10 protein-coding genes are annotated in these 12,116 nt (G+C 65.6%); 7 read left to right on the top strand and 3 right to left on the bottom strand.

All coding sequences use genetic code 11. The annotated features are described in order from the left end of the window. The first annotated feature begins 43 nt into the window (after positions 1–43). From aceF to lpdA, 3 genes are read left to right on the top strand one after another with little or no spacing between them, the layout of a single operon-like run. A complete protein-coding gene (gene aceF, locus VARPA_RS18610) occupies positions 44–1,723 on the top strand; it encodes a dihydrolipoyllysine-residue acetyltransferase (protein ID WP_013542139.1) in 1,680 nt (559 codons plus the stop codon). Beyond that, a complete protein-coding gene (locus tag VARPA_RS18605) occupies positions 1,720–2,313 on the top strand; it encodes an MFS transporter (protein WP_013542138.1) in 594 nt (197 codons plus the stop codon). The genes aceF and VARPA_RS18605 overlap by 4 nt, the downstream gene beginning before the upstream one ends. Further along, a complete protein-coding gene (gene lpdA, locus VARPA_RS18600) occupies positions 2,310–4,142 on the top strand; it encodes a dihydrolipoyl dehydrogenase (protein WP_013542137.1) in 1,833 nt (610 codons plus the stop codon). Before VARPA_RS18605 ends, lpdA begins: the two co-directional genes overlap by 4 nt. Positions 4,143–4,221: 79 nt before the next feature. On the opposite strand, the gene VARPA_RS18595 is transcribed toward lpdA, so the two are convergent. Further along, positions 4,222–4,809, bottom strand: a complete 588-nt coding sequence (locus tag VARPA_RS18595) for a C40 family peptidase (protein ID WP_013542136.1) — start codon at positions 4,807–4,809, stop codon at positions 4,222–4,224. Between the two features lie 241 nt (positions 4,810–5,050). Between VARPA_RS18595 and VARPA_RS18590 the strand changes: the two genes are divergently transcribed. Continuing rightward, positions 5,051–6,181 (top strand): PQQ-dependent sugar dehydrogenase, encoded by a 1,131-nt coding sequence (locus VARPA_RS18590; RefSeq protein ID WP_013542135.1) that lies wholly within the window; start codon positions 5,051–5,053, stop codon positions 6,179–6,181. A 9-nt stretch (positions 6,182–6,190) separates the two neighbouring features. Here the strand turns inward: VARPA_RS18590 and VARPA_RS18585 are convergent, their stop codons facing one another. Continuing rightward, the gene (locus VARPA_RS18585; RefSeq protein WP_013542134.1) at positions 6,191–6,964 is read right to left on the bottom strand and encodes an alpha/beta fold hydrolase; all 774 of its coding nucleotides are present in this window, start codon (positions 6,962–6,964) and stop codon (positions 6,191–6,193) included. Positions 6,965–6,974: 10 nt separating this feature from the next. After that, positions 6,975–8,594 carry a 4-hydroxyphenylacetate 3-hydroxylase family protein gene (locus VARPA_RS18580; RefSeq protein WP_013542133.1) on the bottom strand — a complete coding sequence of 540 codons (1,620 nt, stop codon included), beginning with the start codon at positions 8,592–8,594 and terminating at the stop codon, positions 6,975–6,977. Positions 8,595–8,708: 114 nt separating this feature from the next. Between VARPA_RS18580 and VARPA_RS18575 the strand changes: the two genes are divergently transcribed. The 3 genes from VARPA_RS18575 to VARPA_RS18565 all read left to right on the top strand — a co-directional run bounded on the left by VARPA_RS18575 (position 8,709) and on the right by VARPA_RS18565 (position 12,078). Continuing rightward, positions 8,709–9,413: a TetR/AcrR family transcriptional regulator gene (locus tag VARPA_RS18575; protein WP_013542132.1), complete on the top strand. Its 705-nt coding sequence runs from the start codon at positions 8,709–8,711 to the stop codon at positions 9,411–9,413. Between the two features lie 12 nt (positions 9,414–9,425). Then, the gene (locus VARPA_RS18570) at positions 9,426–10,028 is read left to right on the top strand and encodes an isochorismatase family protein (RefSeq protein ID WP_013542131.1); all 603 of its coding nucleotides are present in this window, start codon (positions 9,426–9,428) and stop codon (positions 10,026–10,028) included. Between the two features lie 112 nt (positions 10,029–10,140). Then, positions 10,141–12,078 carry a propionate--CoA ligase gene (locus VARPA_RS18565; protein WP_080559397.1) on the top strand — a complete coding sequence of 646 codons (1,938 nt, stop codon included), beginning with the start codon at positions 10,141–10,143 and terminating at the stop codon, positions 12,076–12,078. Positions 12,079–12,116 lie beyond the last annotated feature (38 nt).

The following is a 12,116-nucleotide window of genomic DNA, read 5'->3' as shown; positions in this document are numbered from 1 at the left end:
ACAACCAACGAACGAACGGCGCCTCGCGGCGGGAGACAACGATATGGCAGCAGTGGAAGTGAAGGTGCCGGACATCGGCGATTTCGATGAAGTCGCGGTGATCGAGGTGCTGGTGAAGGTGGGCGACACGGTCAAGGCCGAGCAGTCGCTCATCACGGTGGAATCGGACAAGGCGTCGATGGAGATTCCTTCTTCGACGGCCGGTGTGGTCAAGGAAATCAAGGTCGAGATCGGCGGCAAGGTGAAAGAGGGCTCGGTGGTGCTCGTGCTGGAGGCCGAAGGTGCCGCCGCCGCACCGGCCCCCGCGCCTGCAGCAGCTCCGGCTCCTGCGGCTGCCGCTCCGGCACCCGCAGCCACGGCGCCTGCACCGGCTGCCGCGCCCGCAGCAGCCTCCGGACCGGTCGAGATCAAGGTGCCGGACATCGGCGATTTCAAGGACGTCGCGGTCATCGAACTGCTGGTCAAGCCCGGCGACACGATCGCGGCCGACCAGTCGCTGATCACGGTGGAGTCGGACAAGGCCTCGATGGAGATTCCGTCGTCGGGTGCCGGCGTGCTGAAGGAGCTCAAGGTCAAGGTCGGCGACACGGTCAACATCGGTGACCTGATCGCGATCCTGGAAGGTTCGGCAGGTGCTGCCGCACCCGCGCCTGCGCAAGCTGCCGCAGCAGCCCCGGCCGCGGCAACCGCCAGCGCCCCCGCGCCGGCCGCTGCTTCGCCGGCGCCGGCCGCAAGCCCGGCAGCCGCCGCTGCACCGCACGATCCCACCACGGCGCCCAGCGCCAACCTGCCGCACGCTTCGCCGTCGGTACGCAAGTTCGCCCGCGAACTCGGCGTGCCGCTCGAAGAGGTCAAGGGCTCCGGTCCCAAGGGCCGCATCACGCAGGAAGACGTCCAGGGCTTCACCAAGGCCGTGATGAGCGGCCAGGCCAGCACCAAGGCCTCGGCGGCCAAGGCGCCGGCCGGTGGTGGCAGCGCGGATGGCGCGGCGCTGGGCCTCATTCCGTGGCCCAAGGTCGACTTCGCCAAGTTCGGCGCGGTCGAGCGCAAGGACCTATCGCGCATCAAGAAGCTCAGCGGCGCGAACCTGCACCGCAACTGGGTGATGATTCCGCACGTCACCAACAACGACGAAGCCGACATCACCGAGCTCGAGGCCTTCCGCGTCTCCACCAACAAGGAGAACGAAAAGTCGGGCGTGAAGGTCACGATGCTGGCCTTCGTGATCAAGGCGGTGGTCGCGGCGCTGAAGAAATTCCCCGACTTCAACGCCAGCCTGGATGGCGACCAGCTCGTCTACAAGCAGTACTTCAACATCGGCTTCGCGGCGGACACGCCCAACGGGCTCGTGGTGCCGGTGCTGAAAGATGCCGACAAGAAGGGCATTCTGCAGATCAGCGCCGAGATGGGCGAGCTCGCCAAGAAGGCGCGCGACGGCAAGCTCGGCTCGGCCGACATGCAGGGCGGCTGCATGTCGATCAGCTCGCTCGGCGGCATCGGCGGCACGCACTTCACGCCCATCATCAACGCCCCCGAAGTGGCCATCCTCGGCCTCTCCAAGGGCCAGATGAAACCGGTGTGGGACGGCAAACAGTTCGTGCCGCGCCTGACGCTGCCGCTGTCGCTGTCTTACGACCACCGCGTGATCGACGGGGCTCTGGCTGCGCGCTTCAACGCCTACCTTGGGCAAGTGCTCGCGGACTACCGTCGAATCCTGCTATGACCACCGTAGTGGCCGTCCGCAAAGGCGGCCAGGTCACGATGGCAGCCGATTCACTGGTGACCTTCGGCGACACGCGGCTCTCGCACCGCGCCGAGAAGAACCAGAAGATCTTCACCGTCGAGGACGCGGCGGGCACCAGCCTGTTCGCCATGGCCGGCGCCGCGGCCCATTTTTTGGTGCTGCAGCACGCGCTGGCCGCGCAGGAGCGCGAGAAGCTCCTGTTCGGCAGCAAGCACGAAATCTTCCGCACCTTCACGATGCTGCATCCGGTGCTCAAGGACTCGTTCTTCATGCAGACCAAGGAAGACGACCACGAGCCCTACGAGTCGAGCCAGTTCACGATGCTGATGGCCAACCAGAGCGGCATCTACGGCATCTACAGCTACCGCGAGGTGTTCGAGTTCAAGGAGTTCTGGGCCATCGGTTCGGGACGCAGCTTTGCGCTCGGCGCCATGCACGCGGCCTATGACATCAAGTCGCGCAGCGCGCGCGACGTGGCGGAGGCGGGGATCGCCGCCGCCTGCGAATTCGATCGCAATTCGGCCCCACCGGTCGACGTTCTCACACTCAAACTGAAAGTGTCCAAATGAGCGAACAACAAATCAAGGTGCCCGACATCGGCGACTTCGACGAAGTCGCGGTGATCGAGGTGCTGGTCAATGTCGGAGACACGGTCAAGGCCGAGCAGTCGCTGATCACGGTCGAATCGGACAAGGCCTCGATGGAGATTCCGTCGTCTGCGGCCGGCGTGGTGAAAGCCATTGCCGTGAAGGTGGGTGACAAGGTCAAGGAAGGCTCGGTCGTGCTGACGCTGGAGGTGGAGGGGGCTGCCGCGGCTGCTGCTCCGGCCGCCGCTGCGCCGGCGCCTGCCGCAGCGCCTCCTGCGCCCAAGGCCGCGGCACCTGCGCCAGCTCCGGCCGCAGCGCCTGTCGCATCCACCTATGGCGGCAAGGTCGATGTCGAGTGCGACGTGATCGTGCTCGGCGCCGGCCCCGGCGGCTATTCGGCAGCTTTCCGCGCGGCCGACCTGGGCCTGAAGGTCGTGCTGATCGAGCGCTACGCCACCCTCGGCGGTGTGTGCCTGAACGTCGGCTGCATCCCCTCGAAGGCGCTGCTGCACGTGGCTTCGGTCATGGACGAGGTCAAGCACTTCGCCGACCTGGGAGTGAGCTTCGCCGCGCCCACGGTCGACCGCGCCAAGCTGCTCGGCCACAAGAACAAAGTGGTGGGCAAGCTCACCGGCGGCCTCACGGCCATGGCCAAGATGCGCAAGGTGACGGTGCTGCGCGGCGTGGGCAACTTCATCGATCCGTACCACCTGGAAGTCGAAGAAACCTCCGGCACCAGCTGGGACACCACCGGCAAGAAGCAGACCGTCAAATTCCGCAACGCGATCATCGCGGCCGGCTCGCAGTCGGTCAGCCTGCCGTTCATGCCCAAGGGCGATCCGCGGATCGTGGATTCCACCGGTGCGCTCGAAATGGGCACCGACCCCAAGCGCATGCTCGTGCTGGGCGGCGGCATCATCGGCCTCGAAATGGGCACGGTGTATTCGACGCTGGGCGCGCGCCTCGATGTGGTCGAAATGCTCGACGGTCTCATGCAGGGCGCCGACCGCGACCTGGTGAAGGTCTGGCAGAAGATGAACGCACCGCGCTTCGACAACATCATGTTGAAGACCAAGACGGTCGGCGCCGAAGCCACGAAGGAAGGCATCAAGGTCACCTTCGAGGGCGAGAACGCGCCCAAGGAGCCGCAGGTGTACGACCTGGTGCTGCAGGCCGTGGGCCGCAGCCCCAACGGCAAGAAGATCGGCGCCGAGAAGGCCGGCGTCACGGTGAGCGATCGTGGGTTCATTCCGGTCGACATCCAGATGCGCACCAACGTGCCGCACATCTTCGCCATCGGCGACATCGTGGGCCAGCCCATGCTGGCGCACAAGGCGGTGCACGAGGCCCATGTGGCGGCCGAGGTGATCGCCGGCGAGCAGAAGGGCGACAAGGAGCTCTCCAGCGCCGCCTTCAACGCCCGTGTGATCCCGAGCGTCGCCTACACCGACCCCGAGGTGGCGTGGGTCGGCCTCACGGAAGACCAGGCCAAGGCCGAAGGCATCAAGGTCAAGAAGGGCCACTTCCCGTGGACCGCTTCGGGCCGCGCCATCGCCAACGGTCGCGACGAGGGCTTCACCAAGCTGCTGTTCGACGCCGAGACGCATCGCATCCTGGGCGGCGGCATCGTCGGCACGCATGCGGGCGACATGATCGGCGAGATCGCGCTGGCCATCGAGATGGGTGCGGACGAGATCGACATCGGCAAGACCATCCATCCGCATCCGACGCTGGGCGAAAGCATCGGCATGGCGGCGGAAGTGGCGCACGGCACTTGCACCGACCTGCCGCCAGCAAAGAAGGCGGCCTGATCGGCCAGGGGCGCCATCGAGCGCCCACAAAAAATCCCGCCGCGGCGGGATTTTTTCGTCTTGGATGCGGGGAGGGCGATCAGTCGTCGCCGGTGCGGGCGTTGGCCGCTGCGGCCTTGATCTCTTCGGTCGGTACTGCGCCGCCGAGCACGCGGCGGGCGCCGTCGAAGCGGCGCTGCCAGTAGCTACCGTTCATGTCTTCGACACGAACCTGCGCGCCGGAGCGGGGGGAATGAATGAACTTGCCTTCGCCGACGTAGATGCCGACATGGCTGAAGGCGCGGCGCATGGTGTTGAAGAACACGAGGTCGCCGGGCTTGAGCTGGCTGCGATCGATTTTTTCGGTGGCGGCGGCTTGCTCTTCGGCGCGGCGGGGGAGCATGTGGCCGACGGTCTGGTTGTACATCGCGCGGACGAAGCCGCTGCAATCGAAACCGGATTCCGCCGTGTTACCGCCGCGGCGGTAAGGAACTCCGAGGAAACCGATGGCAGTCACCACCAGGTCGGAAGTTCGTTCGGTGACTGTTTGACGGACCTGCTTGAGCTGGCTGATCAGGCCCTTGTCTGCGAGCAAGCCGGCCAATTCGTCATCGGGTCGGTCCTGTTGAGGGGCTGCATGAACAGCGACGGCAAAGAGGAGGGACGCGGGTAGGACGAAAAAACGCATGGCGCGTAGGATATTGATGACGCGCGGTTATGTCAATTTAATCCGGATTAGCGAATATGGCTGCAAATCGTTGATTTGCTTGAAGTTTTTCGATCTCGCCTAAGAAAAAATGTAACGGTCGATCTTTATGCGCCATAAGCGGTTCGTTTCGAATGGGCCCTCGTGACCAAGGTGAAATGGCCAACAGTCTGGATTCGGGCGCTATTTATCGTCAAGATCGTGCCAACTCTTCGGAAAAGACATGAACTTGCAAATTCAGGCGGCCTTTCGCCTTGCGCGCCGTGCCACGGTCATTGCCGGATTCGGATTTTGCGGCCTCGCTCTGGCGCAAGCACGGTCCGAAATCCTGGCGTCGGGCCTGGAGAACCCATGGGGCCTCGCCTTCCTGCCGGGCGGCCGCTACGTGGTCACGGAACGTCCGGGACGCCTGCGGTTGATTGATGCGGACGGCAAGGTGAACGCGCCCATTGCTGGTTTACCCGCCATCGCGGCCGGCGGCCAGGGTGGATTGCTCGATGTGCTGGCCGACTCCGGCTTCGACAAGAATCGCACGCTGTACTTCTGCTTCTCCGAACCCGAAGCCGGCGGTTCCGGCAACAGCACCGCGCTGGCGAGCACGCAGCTGTCGACCGACGGCGCCCGGCTCGAAAACCTGAAGATCATCTTCAGCCAAAAACCCAAGGTGGCGAGCCGCGCGCATTTCGGTTGCCGCATCGTCGAAGCGCGCGACAGCACGCTGTTCCTCACACTGGGCGATCGCTTCAGCCGCAAGGAAGATGCACAGAAGCTAGACAACCACCTGGGCAAGGTGGTGCGCGTCAACAAGGATGGCTCGGTGCCGAAGGACAACCCCTTCGTCGGCAAGGCAGGCGCGCTGCCCGAGATCTGGAGCTATGGCCACCGCAACGGGCAGGGCGCTACGCTCGCGCCCGACGGCCGCTTCTGGATGACCGAGCACGGCCCGCAGGGCGGCGACGAAATCAACGTCCCGCAGGCTGGCCGCAACTATGGCTGGCCGGTGATCACCTATGGCGAGAACTATGGGGGCGGGAAGATTGGCGACGGCATCACGGCCAAGGACGGCCTGGAGCAGCCGCTGCACTACTGGGTGCCATCGATCGCGACATCGGGCATGGCGTTCCTGACGAGCGATCGCTACGGCGCCGGCTGGAAGGGCAACCTCTTCGTGGGCTCGCTGAAGTTCGGCTACCTCGACCGCATCGAACTCAAGGACGGCAAGGTGGTCGCCGAGCACAAGCTGCTGGCACATGGGAAAGCCCGCATCCGCGACGTGAAGCAGGGGCCCGATGGCCTGCTCTACGTGCTGACGGACGAGGCCGACGGCAAGCTGCTGCGCCTGCGTCCGAATTGAGGCTGTGCTTCAGCCGGGGCAGCCCGGCAGCGGCAGGGTCGGCAGCATGCGGCGCCAGAGCCGCGTCCACTCGGGCCAGTCGTGGCCGCCTTCCGTCGTGAAGACGCGATCCGAAGGCAGCGCGGCCCCCAGCAGCCGGTGGCTGAAGGCGAAGCGGTCGTCGAGCGCGTACCCAAGATAGAGCGGCGGCCGCGCGCCGAAGGTGGCGGTGGTGCCGACGTAGCCGCGCAGCCATTGCCAGAGCTGTGTTTCGTTCGGGGTGCGCGGGTCACTGCCGGGTGGGGCGCCCAGCGGTCCGGTCCAGCGTGCGATGCCGCCGGCATTCGCGATGTCGGTGCTGAGGCCGCGTTCTCCGAGGTAGGGCGCAAGGGTGACGAGGCCCGCGAGCTCGCCGGGGTGCGTCTGCGCATAGAGCAATCCGCCGAAGCCGCCGACCGAGATGCCGACGATCCAGATCGACTTGTAGCCCTGGCTGCGCGCCGGCGCCATCACGTCCTGGCTCAGGCGCTCGAGGATGGTCTTGCTGTTGTAGTAGCCGAGGTGGGCGTCGACCCGCATCACATCCACCGCGAGCCGGTTGTCGTTCAGGGCGCTGACGAAGCCTTCGCGCACGAACTCGTCGGGGTGCGAGTACGCGCCGGGCAGCATCACAACGAGCGTGTCGGCGTTCGGTGTGCAGGTGCTTTTTTCGAGCTTGGTATCCAGAGGAACCTTGGCCGTGCGCAGGCCGCCGCAGCCGGTGGCCAGAACAGTCGCGAAAAGAGCAGCCAGAAGAATTCGCATTCGCCGGAGTCTAGATGCGCAGCGACACCGGCAGTTCGACCATCACCGGCTGGCCGGGCGTGGTGCAGCCGGTGTCGCAGCATTTGCCGGGCTGGCGGTTCCTGGTGATGGCGCGTGCCGGATCGTGCGGCGCTGCTGCCGGCGAGCCATCTGCCGCGATGCCGCGTTCCAGGATGCGCTCGACCAGCTCGACCTTCGAGCCGACCGGGTAGTTGCGCCAGATCTCCTGCTTCATCGCCGCCGGCGAGCCGCCGCCATGCAGACTGATCACGCTGTACCAGCCGCCCTGGTAGCCGGCGGTGAGGTCTTCGATGAAGCGGGCCGTTTCGATGCGCTGCTCGTAGGGAATCGCCGGGTTGGCGCGCAGCACGTCCGAAAGACGCGCGGCGGTTTCGGGGTTGTGGTCTTCGTCGGGGCCGGGCAGGGTGACGATCAGGCCGCCGCTCACGTAGTGCGCAATGCGGTGCATGTCGTAGATCTTTGTCGCCAGCAGCAGCTTGCCGATGTTGCTGAACACCGGGTCGGGCATGAAAACCTCGCAGTGTTCGTCGGCCTTGCCGTAGACGCTGGCCGCCACGCCGCAGGCGAAGAAGCTCTCGGTGATGGTGATGAGTTCGACCATCTGCTCGCGCAGGTGGCTTTCCTTTCCGGGGTCGAAGCCGTTGGCCTCGCACATCAGAGCACCGGCACCGATCAGCAGGTCGCCGAACCCGGCGCGGGCACCGATGCAGCTGTGGCGATGGTGCGTGGCGTAGCTGTAGGTGAGGTGGCCGGAATGCTCCCATTCGCCGGCGTAGAAGACGCGCTCCCAGGGCACGAAGACCTTGTCGAACATGCACACGCCGGTGCTCTGGCCGTACTTGCGGCTGAAGAGGGCATCGCCATGCTCGAGCTTTTCGCCAGGGCGGCCTGCCGGTCGCGCGACGATGGTGAGGCCGGGTGCGTCGAGCGGCACGGCGCAGCACACGGCGAAGTCGGCATCTTCGCGGCCCATGTTCCGGCAGGGCATGACGAGCAGTTCGTGCACATAAGGCGCGCCGGTCACGATGGCCTTGGTGCCCGAAATCACGATGCCGCGCGCATTGCGCTCGACCACGTGCAGGTAGCTGTCGATGTTCGCCTGCTCGTGCGGCCGGCGGCTGCGGTCGCCCTTCGCATCGGTCATGGCGACGCCCAGGGTCAGGTCTTGGTCCTGCACGCGGTGCAGGTACTCGTGAAAGCGCGCGGTGTGCTCGGTGCTGCCGCGCGCGTCGTCGATGCGCGCCGACACCTGGGCGATGGCGTTGAGCGCGTCGTGCGTCAGGTAGCGCTGGGCGCAGCCGGTTTCCTGGCAGACCAGCCGCACGGCCTCCAGCTTGTTGAGCAGGTCGCCCGAGCTGGTGTTGATATGCGAGAGCCGGTTCACCCGCTTGCCGCTGGTGTGCTGCACGGCGGTCATCAGGGGCTCGTACTGGGTCTTCAGCGCGTAGTCGTAGGTGAGGGCGATGGCATTGATGCCGGGCTGGAAGGCGGCTTCGTCGGCCACGCTGTCGACGCGGCGGCCATCGACAAACACGTTGGGGCTGTAGCGGCGCAGCGATTCGCGGTAGTCGGCGCCGGACATGAGGCTGGCGGGGAGCGGGGCGTTCATCGTTTGTCTCCGTGTTTTTTGATCGTCGGCACAAATATTTGAACATTGTTTATTTTTTATATCAATGTTAAAAAATTTGAACCGGAGCGTAATCCGAGACTTATAGTGCCCCCCATGCACGCCAAGCTCCAACGCCGCCAGACCCTCACCGACGCCCGTCGTGCCCTGGTGCTCGACGCCGCCCGCACGGTGTTTTCGGAAGCGGGAATCGAGGGCGCGAGCATCCGGGAGATCGCAAAGAAGGCCGGCTATACACCGGGCGCCATCTATTCGTACTTCGAGAGCAAGGAGGCGATCTACGCCGCGCTGCTCGACGAATCGCTGATGCGCCTGCAGGCCGCGGTGGCCGAGGCGAACGTGTCTAAAAGCCGGCCCGACAAGACCCTGGCGGCCAAAGCCCAGGCCTGGTTCGACTTCTACGCGGCGAACCCGCGCGACCTCGATCTCGGCTTTTATCTGGTGCACGGCATGCGCCCCCGCGGGCTGACCAGCGAGCTGGACCACGAACTGAACGACCGCCTCTACGACGCGCTGCGCCCCTGCGAAGACGCATTGCTCGCCATGGGCCTGGACGACGCCCTCGCGCTGCGGGAAAACACGGCCCTTTTCGCGCACGGCGTCGGCCTGCTGCTGATGCAGCACACCGGCCGCATCCGGATGTTCCGGCAGTCGGCCGATGCCTTGTTCAAGACCTATCTGGCGCAACTGACGCAGCGTTCCGCCGCACCGGCGATGAATGAAGATGCCGGCGAACCGGTCGAGGCGGGCCAACCCGATCTTTTCGGTGGTACGGTTCAGCCCAATTCAACCGATACCTGAAAGATCCCGTTCATGCTGCTCGACGCCTCGCTCTCCCAACTCGTTCTGGTCGACTACCAGGCGCGGCTGATGCCGGCGATCTTCGAGAGTGAATCCGTCGCGCAGAACGCGGTGCGGCTGGGCAAGCTGGCGCGGCTGTTCGAGGTGCCGGTGTTCGGCACCGAGCACAACCCTTCCAAGCTGGGCGAGAACGTGCCCGACATCCGCGCGCTGTGCCAACGCACCTTGCCGAAGATGCATTTCAGCGGCGTGGAAGAGGGCTTGGGCGAATGGCTGCGCGTGCCGGCCAAGGCGCCGCAGGGCAATGCCCGCAGCCTTCCGAAGCATCTGCAGAAGCCGGCCGCCGCGGCCGAAGAACGCAATACCATCGTGATCGCCGGCTGCGAAGCCCACGTCTGCCTGCTGCAGACCGCGCTCGACCTGCTGGAAGACGAATTCGAGGTCTGGGTCGTCACCGACGCCTGCGGCTCGCGCACCGAGCGCAATCGCGACGCCGCCTTCGACCGGCTGGCCGGCGCCGGTGCCGAACTCGTGACGACCGAGATGGTCGCCTTCGAGTGGCTGCGCACCGCGGAACATCCCGCATTTCCTGAAGTGCTCGCCTTGGTTCGATAGCCGCATCGCGGCCTGCAAGGCAGGGCGCGGCCGGATTGTTCCGGCCGTCAGCTTGTTGCAAGATCGGTCTCCATAATTATGAATTCAGTTTCGGCGAGGCAGCCGGAATGGAATGAATAACAGGAGACAAGTCCAGATGAGCCGCTACGAAGAGTTCTATCGCCAATCCGTCGATGCGCCCGAGGCCTTCTGGGCCGAACAGGCCAAGCTGATCGACTGGCAGACCCCCGCAGAGCAGATCCTCGACGCCAGCCAGCCGCCGTTCGCGCGCTGGTTCGTCGGCGGCACGACGAACCTGTGCCACAACGCGGTCGACCGGCATCTGGCCGCGCGCGGCGACCAGCCGGCGCTGATCTTCGTTTCCACCGAAACCGGCTTCGAGAAGAGCTACAGCTTCAGCGAGCTGCACGCAGAGGTGCAGCGCACCGCCGCCAGCCTGGTCGAACTGGGCGTGGGGAAGGGCGATCGCGTCCTGATATACATGCCGATGATTCCCGAGGCCGCCTTCGCAATGCTGGCCTGCGCGCGAATCGGGGCGATCCACTGCGTGGTGTTCGGCGGTTTCGCGAGCGGCTCGCTCGCCACGCGCATCGAGGACGCCGAGCCCAAGGTGATCGTGAGCGCCGATGCCGGCTCGCGCGGCGGCAAGGTCATCGCGTACAAGCCGCTGCTCGACGAGGCGATCCGGCTGTCGAAGTACAAGCCGGCGGCCGTCCTCCTTGCCGACCGCGGCCTCGCGCCGATGGAGCTCGTCGCTGGCCGCGACCATCTGGCCAGCGAACTGCGGCAGAAGCACATCGATGCGCAAGTGCCCTGCGCATGGCTGGCCTCCACCGACATCAGCTACACGATCTACACGAGCGGCACCACCGGCAGGCCCAAGGGCGTGCAGCGCGACGTGGGCGGCTACGCGGTGGCGCTGGCCGCAAGCATGAAGCACATCTTCGACGGCCGGCCCGGCGAAACGTACTTCTCCACCAGCGACATCGGCTGGGTCGTGGGCCACAGCTACATCGTCTACGGCCCGCTGATCGCCGGCATGGCGACCATCATGTACGAGGGCCTGCCGACCCAGGGCATCGACCAGCAGCCCGACGGCGGGATCTGGTGGCGCCTGGTCGAGAAGTACAAGGTGACGGTGATGTTCAGCGCGCCCACCGCGGTGCGCGTGCTCAAGAAACAAGACCCGGCGCTGCTGAAGAAATATGACCTCTCGACCCTGCGCGCGCTGTTCCTCGCGGGCGAGCCGCTCGACGAGCCGACCGCGCGCTGGATCAGCGAAGGCCTTGGCGTGCCGATCATCGACAACTACTGGCAGACCGAATCGGGCTGGCCGATGATCACCATCGCCAATGGCGTGGAAGCCAAGCCGAGCAAGTTCGGCAGCCCGGGCGTTCCGATGTACGGCTACCGCATCAAGATCCTTCACGAATCGACCGGCGAGGAACTGACGGGGCCGAACGAGAAGGGCGTGGTCGTGGTCGAGGGCCCGACGCCGCCCGGCTTCATGCAGACCGTGTGGAAGGACGACAAGCGCTTCGTCGACACCTACTGGAAGAGCGTGCCCGGCAAGATGGTCTATTCGACTTTCGACTGGGGCATTCGCGATGCGGATGGCTATTTCTACATCCTGGGCCGCACCGACGACGTGATCAACGTGGCGGGCCACCGGCTCGGCACGCGCGAGATCGAGGAGAGCATTTCGGGCCACGCCAACGTGGCCGAGGTCGCGGTGGTCGGCGTGGCCGACGCGCTCAAGGGGCAGGTGGCGATGGCTTTCGTCGTGCCGAAGGACGGGCGCGCGGCGACCGATGCCGAGGCGGCGCTGAAGCTCGAAGGCGAGATCATGAAAGTGGTGGCCGATCAGCTCGGTGCCCTTGCAAGACCCGCCCGCGTGCGCTTCGTCTCTGGCTTGCCCAAGACCCGCAGCGGCAAGCTGCTGCGCCGCGCCATCCAGGCCGTGTGCGAGCAGCGCGACCCGGGCGACCTGACCACCATCGACGACCCCGCCACGCTGCAGCAGATCAAACAGTTACTCGATCGGGGCTGATATCTCCCCGATGGGGGTTGCACACCCCCATCGCGACG

The sequence above is a fragment of the Variovorax paradoxus EPS genome (genome assembly GCF_000184745.1).
Classification (GTDB): domain Bacteria; phylum Pseudomonadota; class Gammaproteobacteria; order Burkholderiales; family Burkholderiaceae_C; genus Variovorax; species Variovorax paradoxus_C.
This window is presented reverse-complemented; position numbering and strand designations above follow the sequence as displayed.